21 protein-coding genes are annotated in these 19,087 nt (G+C 32.6%); 13 read left to right on the top strand and 8 right to left on the bottom strand.

Translation table 11 applies throughout. The annotated features are described in order from the left end of the window. Window positions 1-2 precede the first annotated feature (2 nt). A complete protein-coding gene (gene gatC, locus P8J93_04830) occupies window positions 3-299 on the bottom strand; it encodes an Asp-tRNA(Asn)/Glu-tRNA(Gln) amidotransferase subunit GatC (protein MDG2061125.1) in 297 nt (98 codons plus the stop codon). A 113-nt stretch (window positions 300-412) separates the two neighbouring features. Here gatC and P8J93_04825 point away from each other — a divergent pair, with 113 nt between their 5' ends. The 4 genes from P8J93_04825 (at window position 413) to P8J93_04810 (ending at window position 4,611) form a co-directional block, all read left to right on the top strand. Continuing rightward, window positions 413-1,453, top strand: a complete 1,041-nt coding sequence (locus P8J93_04825) for a rod shape-determining protein (protein MDG2061124.1) — start codon at window positions 413-415, stop codon at window positions 1,451-1,453. A gap of 42 nt (window positions 1,454-1,495) precedes the next feature. Continuing rightward, the gene (gene mreC / locus P8J93_04820; protein MDG2061123.1) at window positions 1,496-2,371 is read left to right on the top strand and encodes a rod shape-determining protein MreC; all 876 of its coding nucleotides are present in this window, start codon (window positions 1,496-1,498) and stop codon (window positions 2,369-2,371) included. Further along, complete coding sequence (mreD, locus tag P8J93_04815) at window positions 2,368-2,862, top strand: rod shape-determining protein MreD (GenBank protein ID MDG2061122.1); 495 nt, start codon at window positions 2,368-2,370, stop codon at window positions 2,860-2,862. Before mreC ends, mreD begins: the two co-directional genes overlap by 4 nt. A 174-nt stretch (window positions 2,863-3,036) precedes the next feature. Beyond that, window positions 3,037-4,611, top strand: a complete 1,575-nt coding sequence (locus P8J93_04810) for an AsmA-like C-terminal region-containing protein (GenBank protein MDG2061121.1) — start codon at window positions 3,037-3,039, stop codon at window positions 4,609-4,611. Here the strand turns inward: P8J93_04810 and mgtE are convergent. The 6 genes from mgtE to P8J93_04780 form a co-directional block, all read right to left on the bottom strand. Beyond that, the gene (gene mgtE / locus P8J93_04805) at window positions 4,608-5,951 is read right to left on the bottom strand and encodes a magnesium transporter (GenBank protein MDG2061120.1); all 1,344 of its coding nucleotides are present in this window, start codon (window positions 5,949-5,951) and stop codon (window positions 4,608-4,610) included. The two genes, P8J93_04810 and mgtE, sit on opposite strands and share 4 nt — an antisense overlap. Before the next feature lie 64 nt (window positions 5,952-6,015). Next, entirely contained in the window at window positions 6,016-7,284 is a 1,269-nt protein-coding gene (locus P8J93_04800) for a hypothetical protein (protein MDG2061119.1), read from the bottom strand. After that, window positions 7,281-8,006 (bottom strand): LPS export ABC transporter ATP-binding protein, encoded by a 726-nt coding sequence (gene lptB, locus P8J93_04795; protein ID MDG2061118.1) that lies wholly within the window; start codon window positions 8,004-8,006, stop codon window positions 7,281-7,283. The genes P8J93_04800 and lptB overlap by 4 nt, the downstream gene beginning before the upstream one ends. 1 nt (window position 8,007) lies before the next feature. Then, complete coding sequence (locus P8J93_04790; protein ID MDG2061117.1) at window positions 8,008-8,523, bottom strand: LptA/OstA family protein; 516 nt, start codon at window positions 8,521-8,523, stop codon at window positions 8,008-8,010. After that, window positions 8,520-9,491 (bottom strand): KpsF/GutQ family sugar-phosphate isomerase, encoded by a 972-nt coding sequence (locus P8J93_04785; protein MDG2061116.1) that lies wholly within the window; start codon window positions 9,489-9,491, stop codon window positions 8,520-8,522. Before P8J93_04785 ends, P8J93_04790 begins: the two co-directional genes overlap by 4 nt. A gap of 3 nt (window positions 9,492-9,494) precedes the next feature. Then, the gene (locus P8J93_04780; protein MDG2061115.1) at window positions 9,495-10,451 is read right to left on the bottom strand and encodes a hypothetical protein; all 957 of its coding nucleotides are present in this window, start codon (window positions 10,449-10,451) and stop codon (window positions 9,495-9,497) included. A 116-nt stretch (window positions 10,452-10,567) separates the two neighbouring features. On the opposite strand from P8J93_04780, the gene P8J93_04775 reads away from it, so the two are divergent. From P8J93_04775 to hisD, 4 genes are read left to right on the top strand one after another with little or no spacing between them, the layout of a single operon-like run. Further along, complete coding sequence (locus tag P8J93_04775; protein ID MDG2061114.1) at window positions 10,568-11,167, top strand: ABC transporter substrate-binding protein; 600 nt, start codon at window positions 10,568-10,570, stop codon at window positions 11,165-11,167. 3 nt (window positions 11,168-11,170) lie between these two features. After that, window positions 11,171-12,427: a UDP-N-acetylglucosamine 1-carboxyvinyltransferase gene (murA, locus tag P8J93_04770; GenBank protein MDG2061113.1), complete on the top strand. Its 1,257-nt coding sequence runs from the start codon at window positions 11,171-11,173 to the stop codon at window positions 12,425-12,427. 35 nt (window positions 12,428-12,462) lie between these two features. Next, the gene (gene hisG, locus P8J93_04765) at window positions 12,463-13,089 is read left to right on the top strand and encodes an ATP phosphoribosyltransferase (protein ID MDG2061112.1); all 627 of its coding nucleotides are present in this window, start codon (window positions 12,463-12,465) and stop codon (window positions 13,087-13,089) included. Further along, on the top strand, window positions 13,071-14,396 hold the full coding sequence (hisD, locus tag P8J93_04760) for a histidinol dehydrogenase (protein ID MDG2061111.1): 1,326 nt from the start codon (window positions 13,071-13,073) through the stop codon (window positions 14,394-14,396). The genes hisG and hisD overlap by 19 nt, the downstream gene beginning before the upstream one ends. Before the next feature lie 2 nt (window positions 14,397-14,398). Here hisD and P8J93_04755 read toward each other — a convergent pair whose 3' ends face one another. Next, complete coding sequence (locus tag P8J93_04755; protein ID MDG2061110.1) at window positions 14,399-15,478, bottom strand: trypsin-like peptidase domain-containing protein; 1,080 nt, start codon at window positions 15,476-15,478, stop codon at window positions 14,399-14,401. A gap of 127 nt (window positions 15,479-15,605) precedes the next feature. Between P8J93_04755 and rplM the strand changes: the two genes are divergently transcribed. Genes rplM through P8J93_04730 form a run of 5 tightly spaced genes read left to right on the top strand, consistent with a single transcriptional unit; the run spans window position 15,606 to window position 19,083 of the window. Beyond that, on the top strand, window positions 15,606-16,034 hold the full coding sequence (gene rplM, locus P8J93_04750; GenBank protein MDG2061109.1) for a 50S ribosomal protein L13: 429 nt from the start codon (window positions 15,606-15,608) through the stop codon (window positions 16,032-16,034). 6 nt (window positions 16,035-16,040) lie between these two features. Further along, window positions 16,041-16,433 carry a 30S ribosomal protein S9 gene (rpsI, locus tag P8J93_04745; protein MDG2061108.1) on the top strand — a complete coding sequence of 131 codons (393 nt, stop codon included), beginning with the start codon at window positions 16,041-16,043 and terminating at the stop codon, window positions 16,431-16,433. A gap of 3 nt (window positions 16,434-16,436) precedes the next feature. Beyond that, entirely contained in the window at window positions 16,437-17,033 is a 597-nt protein-coding gene (petA, locus tag P8J93_04740) for a ubiquinol-cytochrome c reductase iron-sulfur subunit (protein MDG2061107.1), read from the top strand. Continuing rightward, window positions 17,033-18,271, top strand: a complete 1,239-nt coding sequence (locus P8J93_04735) for a cytochrome bc complex cytochrome b subunit (GenBank protein MDG2061106.1) — start codon at window positions 17,033-17,035, stop codon at window positions 18,269-18,271. The genes petA and P8J93_04735 overlap by 1 nt, the downstream gene beginning before the upstream one ends. Next, window positions 18,268-19,083, top strand: coding sequence for a cytochrome c1 (locus tag P8J93_04730; GenBank protein ID MDG2061105.1), 816 nt, complete (start codon window positions 18,268-18,270; stop codon window positions 19,081-19,083). Before P8J93_04735 ends, P8J93_04730 begins: the two co-directional genes overlap by 4 nt. Window positions 19,084-19,087 lie beyond the last annotated feature (4 nt).

The following is a 19,087-nucleotide window of genomic DNA, read 5'->3' as shown; positions in this document are numbered from 1 at the left end:
GCTTACTCTGTCGCATCTATAACTTGAGGAACTAAAAAAAGACCAGATTTTGTTAAAGGTGCATTCTTTTGCAATTTATCTCTTTCATTTTCTTCGCTCACTTCATCTTTTCTTAAAGGTTGAGAAATATCAAGAGGGTGACTCATAGGATCTATTTTACCAGTATCCACTTTATTCATTTCTTCTACTAGATTTAGAATATTCTCTAAATCTTTTTTTAATTCTGGAAATAAAGAAGGATTGATACCAATTCTAGCTAAGTGAGCAATTTCTTCTAAATCTTTATCTTTAATTGACATATGATCTTTTAGTATTAATTAAAAAAGATCGATAATGTACCATAAGATTCCTTGCTCAAAAACTAACCTGTTGTTAAAGTTGGCTTTCTTAAATTTTATTTTGTAATTAATAAATGTTAAAAAGATTACGTGGTTTATTTTCAAACGATCTTTCTATAGATCTTGGTACGGCTAATACTCTTGTTTATGTAAGAGAAAAGGGCATTATTCTTGATGAACCTTCAGTTGTTGCGATAAGAACTCAAGGGGGTCAAAGGACAGTTGTAGCAGTTGGAGCTGAAGCTAAAAAGATGTTAGGCAGAACTCCAGGTAATATATCAGCGATTCGTCCTTTGAAAGATGGCGTGATCGCAGATTTTCAGGTCACTGAAAAAATGTTACAGCACTTTATTCAACAAGTTCATGAAGATAGCTTTGTTAGACCTAGCCCTAGAATTTTAGTCTGTGTGCCGTGCCAGTCTACTCAAGTTGAGAGAAGAGCGATAAGAGAATCGGTATTAGGAGCAGGAGCAAGAGAAGTAAGATTGATTGAAGAGCCTATGGCAGCTGCTATAGGAGCAGGACTTCCTGTAGAAGAAGCTAGTGGTTCAATGGTTGTTGATATAGGAGGCGGAACTACTGAGATAGCAATTCTAGCTTTGAACGGTGTGGTGTATTCAAATTCTCTTAAAGTTGGTGGAGATAGGCTTGATGACTCAATAGTTTCATTTGTAAGACGTAATCATGGCGTGCTTATAGGTGAGGCTACTGCAGAAAGAGTCAAGCATGATATAGGGGCAGCATCTCCAAATAGTGAAATCTTAAAGATGGAAGTAAGAGGAAGGAATTTAGCTGAAGGAGTCCCTTTGACTTTTGAATTAAATACCAATCAAATCTACGATGCAATGCTCGAACCTTTATCATCTATTGTCCAGGCTATTAGGGGCGCTTTAGAGCAGTCGCCTCCTGAATTAAGTTCAGATATTTCTGAAAGAGGGATAATTTTAACTGGAGGCGGAGCTAAATTAAGGGATATAGATGCTTTAATTAGTTCTCAGACTGGAATCCCTGTCTTAGTAGCAGAAGACCCTCTAACCTGTGTAGCAAGAGGTGGAGGAAGAGCACTTGAGATTATGGATAAGTATGATATTGATTTATTATCTACAGATGAATAGAAGGAGAAGAGTCCTTTATTAATGATCTAGTTTATTAGATTCATGACTCCAAAAGATCACAGAAGTTCTAAAATAAGTAGCGAAGCAATCTTTGCTACTCCCTCTATGAGGTTCTCTAGGTTTATTATAGGAACTATTCTTTGTATTTTAGTAACTATAGTAGATCTTAATTCCTCGATTTCTAATAAAATTAGGGGCTTTTCTCATGACCTATTAATACCTTTTTATCTTTTAAGTGAATTGCCTTCTAATATCTATAGAGAGATTGACTTTACATTAAAAACAAAACTTGATTTAAAAAAGCAAATAGCAACTCTTGAAAGACAGACTTATTTATTAAAACTTGAGAATTCTTCTCTAGATACAATTAGAAAAGAAAATAATGAACTTAAGTCACTGATAGGCAGTACCCTTATTTCAAATAAATTCTTTACTTTGGTAACTAAAAGCCGATTAAGTAATAATTTTATCATGCCAATCTTAACTGTTAATTATCAAAAGGGAGAGGAGATTAGGTTGGAACAGCCTGTTTTTTCTGACAATGGTTTGATAGGGAAAATATCAAGTGTAGGCATCAAAAGTGCAGAAGTAATGTTACTTTCTCATATAGATTCCTTAATACCAGTTATTTCTCTTCGCACTAGTTTACATGGGATTCTTCAAGGAAATGGTCTGGGTAAATCTGGATATATTATAAATATGAAGAAAACAGCTGAATTCGAAGAAGGTGAGTTGTTAGTTTCTTCTGGCCTAGGCGGAGATGTTCCTGCAGGTTATCCTGTAGGTAGGATAAGTTCTATTTTAGATAAGTCAGAGAATAAATTTTTAGAAATTAAAGTAGATTTAATTTCCAATCCACAGAATCAAGATCTCTTTTTAGTATTAACTTCTGAAGACTACTTAGGCAAGTTAAAATGAAGAACTTTAGAAATCAAGTCATTTTATTAACTGCATTTATTTTATCCTTATTCTTCGAAAGTTTATTTTGGCAGGGTAGTCTTGGTGTTATCAAACCGTCATTCCTTTTACTAACTTTTATTTATTGGAATGTTGCTATACCAGATAAAATTGGGTTGGCTTACTCTTTTATTTTTGGTTTCTTTTTTGATTTATTAAATGGTAATCTACTTGGTATTCATTCTCTAGCTTTCATGTCAGTTTCTTTTTTAAGTCAAAGATTCTTCTATCAGTTTAGAGTTATGAAGAAGGTTCAACAATCTTTGGGTGTATTCCTTCTATCTTTATTAGTAAATCTTATAACTTTAAGCAACTACTTAGGTGGTCAGTATGTTGCCATTGAATTTAGTACATTTTTTTATCAAGGGCTAATCAATAGTTTTATAAATGCATTAATTTGGACACCCTTTTTCTATATTTCGCGCGCATATAGAAGAAGATTTATTCTTTAGCCTTGTATTAAATTCATGAAAGGGATTACTGCATTTGCCAATTTTTGTATAAGTCTAGTCTTTTTATTGACTCTTCTTTTTTTTAGCATATTTTATTTTCCGAGTGCTTTTCAACTTGCCTCAAAAAAGATTGCTAATTTCTTTGATTATGATTTAGAGATGGAAATTACTTCCATGAGTTTAAAATCTCCAAAGAAACATATTTTATATTTAGATTTTGTAAAAATAAAACCTTTATCGAGAGATGAATGGTCTTTCGAAGCTAACAATTTAAATTTAGACTTAGATTTATTAAGATCTATATCCGATCTTAATTTTTATGTTAATCATGTAGGTTTTGATCAAGGATCTTTATATATTCCTGGATTAGATAAGTCAGGAAAAAGCTTAGATTATTTAAAAGTACTCAATAAAGTAGACTCTTTAAGTTTAAATAATCTAAATATTTTTTCTCTAAAAGATGAAGATATTAGGTATATTTTATCAGAGGTTTCTTTTAAAACTTTAGATAGAAAAAAAGAATATGTATTGAAGTTAAAGTTAAATGAAGAAGGTTTAATTTACATAAAGGGTGATTTAAGGTTAAACCCTTTAAAAGCTTTTGAAGCAAATGTAGATTTTTTAGCTGATAACTTAGATTTTAATAATCCAGAAGTTAATTATCTATGTTCTTTTTGTTCATACATCGGCCCGATTAATGCAGATGGTAGTTTCATCTATGTTGATAATAATTTCATAAGTATTGAAAGTAACTTTCAATCTCATATCTTAAAAGGGAAACTTAACTATACGCAAAATCCTTCTAAAGATTTAACTATTATATTTGATTTTATTAACATAAGTTCAGGGGGTAAGAATAATTCTTCATTTTTAAAATACGTAAAAGAAAGTGTGCGATTACCCATTTCTATTAAAGTAGATGAATTATTTATTGATAATAAGTATAGAGGAAGATGGAGTTTTGATTATCTTAATTCTTCATCTATTAAGTTAACAAATATCAAAGGAAACTATGGATTATGGGAGGTTTTATCTCAAAAGAAAGGTTCAACTATTGAGTTCAAAGAAAAGCAAGATACTTGGAATAGTTCTTTTAATGGAGAATTAGTTACACAAAATATCGCAGACGGTTTGGAAGAACTTGGATACTCTTCTAATTTATCTTCAAATTCTACGAATCTAGAGTTAAATATTTCTTGGGATGGTTTGTTGGATGGTTTAAGTTTTAATCAAATAAAAGGAGATATAATTTTCTCTACTAAGAATCTTATTTTTTCTGAACTTGATGAGGAGCTAAAGGTTAAGTCAAATTATTTACGATTTATAAGTATATTCAATTTGACGGATACTTTTGAGAAAGTTACTAATCTAGATTTCACTAAACTTCTAAGTTCTGGTTTTGGAGTAGATAGTGTTTCTGGAGGTTTTTCTCTTGAGAAAAGTTCTATTAAGATTAATAAGGTAGTTTTATTCAAAAGTGGTTCAAGTGAGATTAGGTGGACAGGTTTTGCTTTAAGAGATTCTAAAGGTAATTTTGATGAATTAGAATTTCAAGTATTAACAACTTTGCCTCTAAACGAATATCTTCCTGCATATGCTTTAGTTTTAGGTGGTCCTGTTACCGCTGGTGCATTTTATATAGCAGGTAAATTATTTGAAGATAAGATAGACAAAATTGGAACAGGCAAATGGTTGGTTAATGGAAATATAGAAGATCCAGTGGTGGAGTTTATAGGTTGGAATAATTAATGAAGATACAAAGTAGCTAATCCAAGAAAAGATACAAAACCAGATACATCTGTGATTGTAGTTACAATAACTGCCCCTCCAATACCAGGATCAATTTTTAGAATCTTTAGAATTATAGGAACTGCTGAACCACTTATGACTGCTATTAATAGATTTATTATCATTGCAATGCCTATAATTTTTGCTATTAAAAAATCATCAAACCAATAAACAGCTATTAAGGAAACTACCAAGGCCCAGATGAGGCCATTACATAAACCTACAATAGTTTCTCTTGTAATTAACCATCTAATATTAGATCTATTAATCTGATTCATAGCCATGCCCCTAACCATTATTGTTAGAGTTTGTGTAGCTGCAACCCCTCCCATACTTGCAACTATTGGCATTAAAACTGCAAGAGTAACCAACTCTTGAATAGTATCTTTAAATAAGTCAATGCTGAAAGCGGCAATAAAGGCAGTAATTAAATTAATGCCTAGCCAGAGTGCTCTATTTTTTGTTGCTACTGACGCTTTTGCAAAAGTATCCTCTTCAAGTCCAGTAAGTTGACGTAATGATTCATCTGCTTCTTCTTTTATAACATCCACCACATCATCAATGGTTATTCTTCCCAGAAGATTGTTTTCTTCATCAATTACAGGTGCTGAAATTAGATCTTTTTTTTCAAAGAGCCTAGATACCTCATTTTCAGACTCAGTAGCCATAATTGGGATATGATTTGCATCATAAACATCTCCAACATTCATTGTTGGATCTGAGGTCAGTAAGGTACTTATTGGTAATGAGCCTTTAAATTTATTTTCTTTAGTTACAACATACAAGTTATCTGTAGAAGATGGCAGATTCTCCTGCATACGAAGATATCTCAACACTACCTCTAAAGTGTGACTAGTACGAATAGCTATAATATCAGTATTCATCAATCCACCTGCTGTATCTTCAGGATATGATAAAACTAACTCCAACCTTTTCCGATTTTGTTCGGACATGACAGATAGAACTTCATTACTAACAGTTTCAGGTAGCCTTTGAAGAATATCTGCTAATTCATCGGGTTCTAGTGTTTCAGTTATTTCTATAACTTCAATTGCATCCATCTCTAAGAGAAAGGACTCCTTTAAAGGGTCTGAAAGCGAGTTCAAGACCTCGCCTTCATTGTCTTTATAAAGTAGTTGCCACAATACCTCTCTATCTCTAGGAGGACTTGATTCTAAGAGATCAGCAATATCTGAAGGAGCTAGTCCATTTAGCATTCTGCTTATTTTTGAATATGCACCAGAAGATAACTCTTCTTTGAAGAATGAAAAATCAGAAGATTTTTTGTTTATTTTTTGCACAAGTGGATTCTACCAGAGAATTTGTGCTCAAAAATAATATGCTTCTTTTTGGTAGACCCGAAGTTTATTTCTTTCTTCCTAAGGATGAAGGTATATTTAATTCTTTTCTATATTTTGAAATAACTCTTCTAGATACAAATAATTTTTTTTCTTTTTTAAACAAATTACTTAGTTCTTGATCGCTTATAGGCTTAGAAGTATTTTCTTCCTTGATAGTTTTAATTAATAATTCTTTAAACATTGAGGTAGATAAAATTTCTGTCCCAATCTTAGATCCTATTTTCTTAGATAAAAGAGACTTTAAAAGTATAATTTTTCCAGGAATTTGTATGTATTTATGGGCTAATAGCCTAGAAATAGTTGACTCATGGAATTCAAGTTCTCTTGCAATATCTTTTAATAAAAGAGGTTCAATGCCATTAGATTTGTCATCCAAGAAATTACTTTGATGATGAGCAATAAACTGAGAAACAACTAAAAGAGATCTATTTCTTCTTTTTATTCCATCCAAGAGATGTTTTGCATTCTTCTTTTTTTCTTGGTTTTTATCAAGAGATATAATTGATTCAATATCTTTTAGTAAATTATTACTTATAACAGAGTCTAAGAGGACAGCTTGCCACCCAGATTTTTTTTTAATGAATTCTATTTCCGGTTTTAAGTAGATATCTTGATTAGACCCAATAGCCCAACCAGGTTCTGGGTTAAGTCCCTTGATAATTTTTTTTAATTCTATACTTATTTCATCAAGAGTATTTTTACCCTTATAAACATCGAGAAGTATTTTTTTAATCTCTTCTGCGTCCTTTAAATCTATATCTAGATCCTCAGTTTGTATTATGAGGGTTTCCATGGTTGATCTAAAGCAGCATCCTATAGGATCCATTTGCTGGATTTTTTTTATTGTTTTTTCTATATCATTAGAAGAAACAATAATTTTGAACTCTTCATAGACTATACTTTTTAAGTCATTAAGGTCAATTTTTGCATCTAATTTTCCTGATTCTTCTATTGAGTCTATTAGATATTCACCTAATAAATGTTCAGGTCCTTGGGATATAGTTTCATCTAATTGTTTTAATAAACAATCTTTAAGAGTTTCTTCTTCTGTATGTTCAATAGAAAATGACTTTGAAGTAAAATTATCTAAGAATTGTTCTTTCCTAAATCTAGAAATACTTTTTTTATTTTCTTCTTCTAGGGGAACGATTAGGTGTTTTAGCAAAAATTTTCTAAGTTCTGATGTTGAAAATGCAAGTAACTTAATTTGTTGTTTAAGTTCACTAGTAAGCAATAAACTTTGTTTGCTTTTGGTCTTTAAAGTTTGTTTCAATTGTCTTTTAAATAGTCTTCACCTAAGTAAATATCTTGAACAATTGCATCTTTTGAAACTGTCTCTGGTGACCCTTCAGCTATAATTTTACCTTCATGAAGAATTGCGATAGTTTTACATATTTGCATAGTTTCTCTTACATTATGATCGCTTATCACTACACCAATATTAATACTATTTAAAGATTTGATGATTGATTTTATTTCTGATACAGCAATAGGATCAACGCCAGCAAAAGGTTCATCTAATAATAGAAATTTTGGTTTAGTAGCTAAAGCCCTTGCTATTTCAACCCTTCTTCTTTCACCACCTGAAAGAGTGCTACCTTTGTCATTTAGAAGATGTGAAAGATTCAGATCATCACTTAAATTAATAAGATTTTGCTCTAAATCCTTTTTATCTAAATTACGTATTTGCAATGCAGCCTCTATATTTTGTCTAACTGTAAGTCCTTTAAAGACGGAAGACTCTTGTGGTAGATAAGATAAGCCATATTTTGATCTAATAGATATATCATTCTTTGTTATATTCTTATCTTCTATAAATATTTCACCTTTATCAGGATAAATTAATCCTGCTAAAAGATAGAACAATGTAGTCTTTCCTGCTCCATTTGGCCCTAAAAGACCAAAAGTATCTCCAGGTTCTATTTTAAGACTGACATTATTCACAACTATTTTTTTTGAGAAGCTTTTAAATAAGTTATTAGCAAGAAGTTGCATTTTACTTATGAGAAGAAAATTGAGGGTTAGTAGATTCTATAATTTTCATTGAATTTAGGTCTAAAGATATCTTATCAGCATTAAGTTCAAATTTTTTTTGTTTTATTTTTGCATTATTTATTATTTCTAGGTTCTTGCTTTTAGAGGTGAATTTAAACCATTCCCCTGTTCCAATAGCTAATATAGATCCATCGTTCCCATACTTAGTGAATTTACTTAGCCCTTTAAAGTTAAATTTAGTAAATTTCTCAGAAATTCCTCCTACTAAAGAATGCACTTCTAAATTTTTAACCCCATTTTGAAAAAATTGTAATTTCGGAGATGCCAATTTTATTTCATTCTTGTGTAAAGAAGTTAGTTGGGAATTTATTTTTATAATTTTTTGGCTATTTAAGTTTTGAATTAAAAATTTTGCGTTGTGGATCTCAATAAATCTATCATTTGCTTCTAGGATAGAGAAAGGAAATAAAATGGTAGATTCCAAGAAAATTAAAATAAAATAATATTTTACTCTCATAAAAGTCCAGATTTTAGAAGATCATGCATTCTGATAATGCCGCTTAGTTTCTTAGAGTCATCTAAGACAACAAGAGAATAGATTTCATTTGATTCCATAATTTTCATAGCTTCAACCGCTAGTTCAGATTCATCGATAGACTTTCCTTTCTTAGACATTACTGAATTTATTTTGGTTTTATGAATATCTATTTTTTTATTTATGCATCTTCTTAAGTCGCCATCAGTAAAAATACCTATGAGTTCTTTTTTGGCATCCACTACAAGAGCTAAACCTAAATTTTTCTTGGAAATTTCTATAAGAGCTTTTGAGAGGTAAGTTTCTTTATTGATTAATGGGAGGTTTCTTTTTAGATGCATCAAATCTTTAACTTTTAAGGTAAGTCTTTTCCCTAGTAGACCTCCTGGATGGGATCTTGCAAAGTCGTTTGACTTAAGTCCTTTGGATTCAAAAATAGCTAGTGCTATAGCATCTCCTAATGCAAGTGTAGCTGTGGTACTGGCTGTTGGTGCAAGATCTAGTGGACATGCTTCTTTTTCTATATTTAGAATAAGGGTGAGATTAGATTTTTCTGCTATTTCAGAATTTCTTTTTCCGGTAATTGAAATGAGAGTGCAGCCAATTTCTTTGAGCCTTGGCAGGACATTAAGAATTTCTTCACTTTGACCAGAATAAGAAATTATTAAAATGACATCATCACTATCAATGGCGCCAAGATCTCCATGCAAGGCTTCCGCAGCATTAATGAAGAAAGATGGTGATTGAGTGCTAGAAAGTGTTGCAGAAATTTTATGAGCTATGTGTCCAGATTTTCCTACTCCTAGTGTTATTATTCTTCCTTTACACTTTTTTAGAGTATTGCAGACTTTATCAAAGTTTTTGTCTAGTAATTTAGAGAGGCTCTTAATTTCTTTGGCTTCAATATCGAAAGTCTTTTTTGCTGATTTAGTGAATTTAGATTTATGCATCTTTTAATTATACGAAATTGTTAATGCTATAAAATAACTGCCTATAAAGACAAGGCCTAAAATAGAGCTAGCTTTTTTAGGTTTGAAAGCAATCACTTCTAAATATGCACAAAACATTAAAGTTATTATAAATAAACATGCTAACAATGAGAGCCATTCTGTAATCATCCAGCCAGAAGATAAAGCATCTTCATTAAAAAATAATCCTGGAATGGCCATAACTAGTAATCCATTGAATATATTTGAGCCAATTAAAGTTCCGGCTACAGCTTCATATCTTCCTTTAAGACCAAGAGATATGGAAGCAGCTATTTCTGGCAGGCTAGTTCCTATAGCTAAAACTGTGAATCCAACAAACATTTGGCCTACCTCAAATTCTCTAAGAATGTTATCAGCACCTTTGACAATTAGCCATGATCCTAGGCAGATAAATGCTATTGAAGATATAAGCTTTGGGATAGGATTACTTTCTTTTTGAGCTGTTTGAGATTCATCAAAATTTTTTGTTTTGAACCAAGTGAATATTATCAAGCATAAAAGGGCAAGCAGGCAAATGGAAGAAGAAAAAGAAAATGGATAAAAACTTAATACTAAAGATAATACTAAAGTAGATAGTAATAGCAGTGAAAGATTTAAGGTTAAGTTTTTTGATTCTTCTTTTATCTCACATTTTTTAAGGCCTAGTATAAATACAGTTATTCCAAAAACTAATGAAAGATTAGCGATATTTGAACCTATAACATTTCCTATAATAAGAGTCCCTTGTTCATTGATAGAAGCAAAAATTGTAGTAAATATCTCTGGAGATGAAGTGCCTAAAGCAATAATTGTAGATCCTATAATGAAAGGGGAGATATTAAACTTATTGGAAGTCAATATGGCATATTTCTCAAGAGCTTCAGCAGCTTTCCATATTAATAAGATGCCGATGCTTATTAAGAGAAAAGTAGTAATGTTCATATTAATCTTATATAAATAATTTATTAAACTTTAAAATAGGCTTGTAATAAAATATTACCATCTAAATGGTATAATAGGTTTTCTATTAATTTATTCTTATTTCTTCTTGTTTGATTATGAAAGCTATATTAACAATTACTTTTTCATTTATCTTAATATTCTCTAAAGTTATTTATGCCGGAGAAGCTCATGACTATGTTGAGAAGGTGCATCAAGAAATTATAGAGATCATAAAAGATCAACAGGGAAATTACTCTAATAACCCTGATATTTTTATCCGATCAATAGAAGAAGCCCTTATTCCTTTAGTTGATTTTGATAGAATATCTAGGAATGTCATGGGTAAGAAATTTTATCTTGGGGCCTCTACAAAACAAAAAGATGAATTCTCTAAAGTCTTTAAAATCAGTCTTCTTCAGACTTACGCTAAAACTTTAGCGGAATTTAAAGATGAAAGGATAATTATCTTACCTAAAAAAGAGGAATCAAAAAAACCAGGAAGGGAAAGGGTTTACCTGGAAATTGTCACTTCATCTAAGAATTACCAGGGCATGTATAGTATGTACAAAGATAAGCAAGGAATGTGGAAAGTAATAAATATAATTATTAATGGTGTCAATTTAGGTTCTATTTTTAAAAAGCAATTCAAATCCTTAATGAATGATAAATCTAATGATTATGATCAAGTAATCTTAGCTTGGGAGACTTCAATATAATTTATGGATAAATTGCTTATAAGAGGAAATAAAAAACTTTCTGGAACAATAAGAGCTTCTGGGTCAAAGAATTCTGCATTGCCCATATTAGCTAGTTCTTTATTGTGTGATTCTCCATTAAAGCTTTTAAATCTACCTCACCTAAATGATGTAACTACAATGATCGAGTTATTGGGCTCTATGGGTCTTGATATTATTTTAAACGAAGATATGGAAGTTCAGATTGACTCATCAACTATAAAAAATTTAGATGCTAGATATGAATTAGTTAAAACAATGAGGGCATCAATTCTAGTTCTTGGGCCATTATTAGCGAGGCATGGCAAAGCCAATGTAGCTTTGCCAGGTGGTTGTGCAATAGGCAGTAGACCTGTAAATCTTCACATAGATGCTATGAGGGCTTTTGGGGCAGATATTATCTTAGAAGATGGCTACATTAAGGCTACTTCAAAAGGAAGGCTTCATGGGGCAAATATTGTTTTTGATATAGTTAGTGTTACTGGCACTGAGAATGCACTAATGGCAGCTACTTTAGCTGATGGATTTTCAACTATCCAAAATGCTGCTAAAGAGCCTGAGGTAGTAGATTTAGCTAATTGTTTGATTTCTATGGGAGCTAAAATACAAGGAATTGGCACGGATAAGCTTGAAATAGAAGGTGTTAAGGATCTTTCCGGAACCGCATATTCAGTTATGCCAGATAGAGTCGAAACTGCGACTTACTTAACTGCAGTTGCGATGACACAAGGAGATATTTTAATTAAAGATACCATTCCTTCTACTGTAGAGTCAGTGCTTGTTAAACTAAGGGAAAGTGGAGCAACTATAGAAACTGGAGAGGGATGGATTTCACTTGTAATGAAAGGGAAGCCTAAGGCTGTAAGTTTAAGTACTGGACCTTATCCATTATTTCCAACCGATATGCAAGCTCAGTTTGTTGCTCTTAACTCGATTTCTATAGGCAGTGCATCGGTTACAGAAACAATTTTTGAAAATAGATTTATGCATGTTCAAGAAATAGCTAGGATGGGTGGAAGTATAGTTCTTAAAGGAAACACCGCTATTATTGAAGGCAGAGAGGGTCTAATTGGAGCACCAGTGATGGCTACAGATTTAAGAGCTTCAGCAAGCTTAGTATTAGCTGGTCTTGTTGCTAAGGGCTCAACTACAATAGACCGGATTTATCATATAGACAGGGGTTATGAGAGGATAGAAGAAAAACTTAGACTTCTTGGAGCGGACATAGAAAGAATTTCTTAAATATATTATGACGAACTTCTCTTTTATTTATTAAGATGAATCAATCAATATCAATCTTAGCCTTACCAAAAGGAAGAATATTAGAAAGCGTTCTTCCTTTATTGGAGAAAACAGAATTTTCACTAAAGGATGACCCTAACCTATCAAGAAAACTTCTTCTTGATACTAAGACACCTAATCTAAAGATAATCATTATTAGAGGATGGGACATCCCAACATATGTCCTTAGTGGCGCTGCTCATTTTGGGGTAGTTGGTAAAGATGTTTTATTAGAGAAGCATTCTAATGATTATTTCGAAATAGCTGATCTCGACATAGCCCATTGTCGAATATCACTTGCCGCTCCAGAGATTTTTAATAATAATTCTTCTAAAATAAGAGTCGCTACGAAGTATCCAAAATTTTCTAGTGACTTTCTTGCTACTAAAGGAATTCAAGCTGAAACTATTTATCTTAATGGATCAATAGAGATTGCTCCTTCTTTAGGGCTTTGTGATGCAATAATTGATTTAGTTGCTACAGGCAAAACGTTAAAAGAAAATGGCTTGAAAGAAGTTGAAGTCATTAAAGATATAACTTCTAGATTGATAGTTAATAAAGCGGCTTTAAAGACTAAGAATTCCATAGCAGATGAATTAACAAATTGCCTTTTAAGAAATTGATGCAGTTATTTTCAAAGAGATTTAAGACATCTAAACAATCTTTTAAAAGAGATTTTGATTCCTATGTATTTTCTGGAGTAACACCATCTTCTGAAGTTCAAGATTTAGTGAGTAGCATTATAGAAGAAATTCAATTAAAAGGAGATGAAGCTTTAATACACTATACAAATTTATTTGATAAAAGGGATGTAAAAGCAATTGATGAATGTATTTTTGATTCTTCTTTTTTAGACAATAGCTATAAAACAGTGAATAAAGAAGAATTAGTTGCCTTAGAATTATCTGCAAGAAGAATAGAAGAGTTTCATAGGAAAACTTTACTAAATTATAAGAATAATCATAAGAATGATTTCTTATATAGAGTCTTTAATCCTTTAGAGAGGGCGGGTGTATATGTTCCTGGAGGTAAGGCAAGCTATCCTTCTTCCGTGTTAATGGGATGTGTCCCAGCCCAAGTAGCAGAGGTAGGAGAAGTTTGTGTAACTATGCCAACTCCTAGCGGTAAATATAGTCATTTAACTTTGGCAGCAGCTAAAATAGCTAAAATCGATAAGGTATATACGTTTGGAGGAGCTCAAGCTATAGCTGCTTTATCACTAGGAACAGAGTCAATATCTCGAGTAGATAAAATAATTGGTCCTGGGAATAAATTTGTTACTGAAGCTAAAAGACAACTTTATGGCAGAGTAGGGATAGATGGGATACAAGGCCCTTCAGAAATAGTTGTGATAGCTAATGAACATTCAAAAATTGAAGTTGTGGCTTGGGATCTCATTTCTCAAGCGGAACATGATGAGTTTGCCCGACCTATTCTAATTAGTGATAGTAAGGACTTTATAGATAATATCGAAAAAAATTTATTAGGTTTCTTAAAAGAAACTGAAAGAAAAGAGATAATACTGGAATCTTTTAGGAATCATGGCTGTGCGATTGAAGTTAGAGATATTTCAGAAGCTATAGATATTTCAAATCAGATAGCTCCCGAACATTTACATTTATCAATTAAAGAAGTAGAGAAATTTATTCCAAAAGTTCGAAACGCAGGACTTATATTATTAGGGCAAGAGTCGTCCATAGCACTATCAGATTATATATTAGGACCTAGTCACATTCTCCCAACTGGAGGCTCTGCAAGGTTTGCCTCTTCTTTGTGCGTAGAAGATTTTATTAAATTTTTAAATATAGTAGATCTAAGAAAGATGAAAAAACATGAGTATGAAGATCTTATTGATAATACAATTATTTTAGCAAATTCTGAGGGATTGCCTGCGCATGCTATGTCAGCTAGAGTTAGGAAGAAGCCTTGAGGTTAATTTGGAGAAATTTGTGTGACGAAGTTCAATTCTAAATTTTTTCCATCTCTTTCTACACCTAATTTGATATTTTGGCCAGGTTTTGATCTTACAAATTCCTTAAATAACTGATCATAGGAAGCTTCTTTACCATTTATTTCTTTTATAACATCATTTTTCTTTAGATTACCTTTATCAGCTGGGCTATTTGGGTGAATGTAATTCACTGTCAGTATTCCTTCTTGCCTTAAAGAAGCTGGGTCTATATTGAATCCTATCCAGCCTCTTCTTACTTCTCCAAATTTTACTAAATCACTAAAGATTTCAAGGGCTGTTAAGGATGGTATGGCCAGACCAATTCCTTCAGAACCTCCTGAAGAACTTCTAATTAGCGTATTAATCCCAATTAGTCTGCCTTTTGCATCAATCAACGCTCCACCAGAGTTGCCTTTGTTTATAGCTGCATCTGTCTGAATATAATTAGAGTATGGATTATTATATTCTCTTCCAGTAGCGCTTATAATTCCTAGACTAACCGATCTACCGACCCCATAAGGGTTGCCTATTGCTAAAACAATGTCTCCAATCTTAACTACATCTGAGTTTCCTATTTCCAGTGAAGGAAGTTTTTTTGAAGATTCAATTTTTAAAACAGCTAAGTCTGTTCCTACATCTACCCCTATTACTTTAGCTTCCTTCTTCCTGCCGTCTGCTAATTCCACTATTATTTTTGTATTTTTATTACCAATGACATGTAAGTTTGTCAGCAAATAACCATCTGCGCTGAAAATAACGCCAGACCCAAGACTGGTTTCTTCAAAAGGTTTTTGGGATCCAAATATTGAATTAAAGGGGAGCCCCCTGCTTCTATATTGTCTAGACGGATTTGTTTTAAGCCTTTTGCTATATATATTCACTACTGAAGGCATTGATTTTTCAACAACATTTGAATAACTATAGACATTTATTATGTCATTTTTATTTCTTTCGAGATTGAACAAATCAGATTTTAAACTTAGAATAAATAACCCAAAGATCATGCCAACTATGAACAAGTAAAGAGCTATTCTATTTTGTTTACCAAGGAAAAATTTCATAATATAGATATTAGATTATTAATTTTACTAGACAAGTAAAAGTTAAAGTTTAGTAATTCTTTTAAGGATTGTTGTATTTAACCCCTCTGATAGTTTAAAATGCTTTTTTTCAAAAAGTACATCTAAAATGATTACCAAAAGTTTCACAAATACAGAAGTAGAGCCAAAATGGTTTGTTGTTGATGCGTCAGATCAGATACTAGGCAGATTAGCATCTAGCATAGCTCACATACTTAGAGGCAAGCACAAACCGGAATATACCCCGCACTCAGATTTAGGAGATTATATTGTTGTAATTAATGCTAAAAAGATCAAAGTAACAGGTAATAAATTGAAAGATAAGACTTATTATCATCACACGGGATATCCTGGTGGCATAAAGTCTAAAAATTTAGAAACCATCCTTGATCAGGATGCTACACAGGTCATTAAATCTGCTGTGAAAGGTATGTTGCCAAAAAATAAATTAGGCAAATTAATGATAACTAAGTTAAAGGTTTATGAGGATCAAGATCATCCCCATATAGCTCAAAATCCTTTAGCCTTAACTTTTTAAACGGAGATAGATTTGGAACAAATATTAACAACTGGACGAAGAAAAACAGCAACTGCAAGAGTGTTTTTAAAAAAAGGAAAAGGTTCAATTATTGTAAATGGTAGGGAGTTATCAAACTATTTTCCTAGAGAGGTAGCTCAAATGTTAGTTAAGCAACCTTTAGAATCATTAGAAATGACCGATAATTTTGATATTAAGGCAACAGTATCTGGTGGTGGAAGTTTTGGTCAGGCAGGTGCCGTACAATTAGGTATAGCTAGAGCTCTTTTAAAGTATGATGAGGATTTAAGACCTCAACTAAGAAAAGAAGGTTTTCTGACACGAGACGCTAGAAAAGTAGAAAGAAAAAAGGCTGGTTTTAGGAAGGCACGAAAGAAACCTCAATTCTCAAAAAGATAATCTATGCAACCAAAACCTCCTTCTAAGCCAGGAAGAAGAAAATTCTTAATAGCCGCAACTTCTGTTATTGGTGGAGTTGGTGTGATTGGTGCAGCCGTTCCTTTTTTAGCTTCATGGGCCCCTAGTGCTAAAGCTCAAGCAGCCGGGGCTCCTACTAAGGTAGATATAAGTAAATTACAACCAGGTGAGATGATGATAGTTGAATGGAGAGGAGAGCCTATTTTTGTTGTAAGTCATTCAATAGATTCTTTATTGGTTTTAGGTAATAATTTATCAAGACTATCTGACCCAGATTCTGCTGAAGATCAACAACCAGAATATGCAAAGAATCCGTTTAGAGCTAGAAAAGAAGGTATTTCAGTCTTAAGTGGCGTCTGTACTCATTTGAGTTGCTCTCCAAAATATTATCCGGAGTTAGGGTCCAATGAATTTGATTCTGATTGGCAAGGCGGTTTTTTCTGTCCGTGTCATGGTTCTAAATTTGATTTAGCAGGAAGAGTTTATTCTGGAGTTCCAGCTCCAGATAATTTAAAAGTACCACCTCATTACTATGAAAGTGAACAGGTTTTAGTTATAGGACTAGATGAAGAGGAAGCTTAATGTTTAGTAAAGTACTTAATTGGGTTGATGATAGATTGCCAGTTACGGCAACTTGGGAAAGACATCTATCTAAATATCCTGCTCCCATTAATATGAACATTTGGTACTTAGCTGGCGTACTTCTAGTTTTAGTAATGGTCATTCAATTCCTTTCTGGGATTTGGTTACTCATGAATTATGATCCTACTGCAGAGGGAGCATTTGCTTCCATACAATACATTATGCGGGATGTGAAATATGGATGGATTATTCGTTATATGCATACAACAGGAGCTTCTGCGTTTTTTGCACTTATATATTTACATATGCTACGGGGATTGCTTTACGGTTCCTATCAGAAACCGAGAGAGTTAATTTGGGTCTTAGGGTGGATAACTTATTTTCTTTTATGCGCTTTAGGCTTTACTGGTTATGTTTTACCTTGGGGCCAGATGTCCTTTTGGGCAGCTCAAGTTATTATGTCATTATTTGGTTCTATCCCTCTTGTAGGCGAAGATCTCTTAACATGGATAAGAGGTGACTATTTAATTTCTGGAATTACTCTTACAAGGCTTTTTGCTTTACATGTAGTCTTGCTTCCTCTAGCTTTAATTGTAGTTGTATTTGTTCATTTTTTAGCTTTACATGAAGTTGGATCTAATAATCCTGATGGTGTAGATGTCAAGAAATATACTGATGAAGATGGTGTACCTTTGGACACTAAGCCTTTTTTTCCGTATGACATAACGCATGATATTTATGCTATAGGAGTTTTCTTAATTTTCTTTTGTTTCATCATGTTCTTTTATCCTGATGGAGGGGGTTATATTATCGAGGCTGTTAACTACGAAGCAGCTGATAGATTGAAAACCCCGGAACATATTGTTCCTTCTTGGTATTACACTCCCTTTTATGCAATGTTAAGAGCTATCACATTTCCCCTTTTTGGCCTTTCTGCTAAATTTCTTGGCTTTGTGGTTATGGCTGCAGGAATAGCAATATTTGTAGCCATGCCCTGGCTAGATAGAAGTCCAGTCAAATCTATAAGATATAAAGGAATTTATAGTAAATTATTTTTAGCCGTTTTCATTGTTAGTTTTTTAGTACTAGGTTATTTAGGCACTGTTGCGCCAAGTCCAGCAAGAACTGTCCTGGCGCAAATATTCACATTGACATATTTTGCATATTTTCTACTTATGCCTATATATACTAAGTATGAAACTTGTAAGCCTGTGCCAGATAGGGTTTTTCTTTCATGAAGTACCTTAGTATCTTGTTAGCAATATTTTCTTTAGATATATTGTCTTCGTCTTCTGGACCTTGCGGAGAATTAATTTCTACTGAAGATGGCAGCCTTCAGGGAGAGTGTCAAGAAGTTGAAATAAATCATGATGACAAAGCATCATTGCAAAGAGGAGCTCAGCTCTATTTCAATTATTGTTTAGGTTGCCATTCATTAAAATATGCTAGATATAATAGAGTTGCTGAAGATTTAGGAATTCCAGAAGAAATTTTCAAAGAAAATCTTATTTTTGGTAATCAAAAAATGGGAGATTTAATTGATATTGGGATGACATCTAAAGATGCAAAAGAATGGTTTGGTGCAGCTCCACCAGATTTAACTTTGGAGGCTTCTTTAAGGGGAGAGGAATGGGTTTATAATTATTTGAGATCTTTTTACTCAGATGAAACTAGACCTCTAGGTGTTAATAATGCAGTATATCCAAATGTAGGCATGCCAAATGTTTTATCCCATCTTCAAGGGAATCAAGTTGCTGTATGTAAGCAAGTTCCTGATTTGGCAGATAATGGAGGCCTAAAACAAGATCCTCTTACTGGAGATGTCTTAACCTCTGAAAAATGTGGTTTTTTAGAAATTACTGAATCAGGACAGATGACATCTAATGAATTTGATTTGGCAATGCAAGATCTGACTAATTTTCTTTCATACATGTCCGATCCTATACGTGAAGAAAGAAAAACTTTAGGTATTTATGTTATTTTATATCTTGTTGTTTTCTCAATATTTGGATATTTACTTTATAGAGAATTTAAAAAGGATCTTCATTAATCAA

This window comes from SAR86 cluster bacterium (assembly GCA_029268615.1).
Classification (GTDB): Bacteria; Pseudomonadota; Gammaproteobacteria; order Magnimaribacterales; family Magnimaribacteraceae; genus JAQWNM01.
This window is presented reverse-complemented; position numbering and strand designations above follow the sequence as displayed.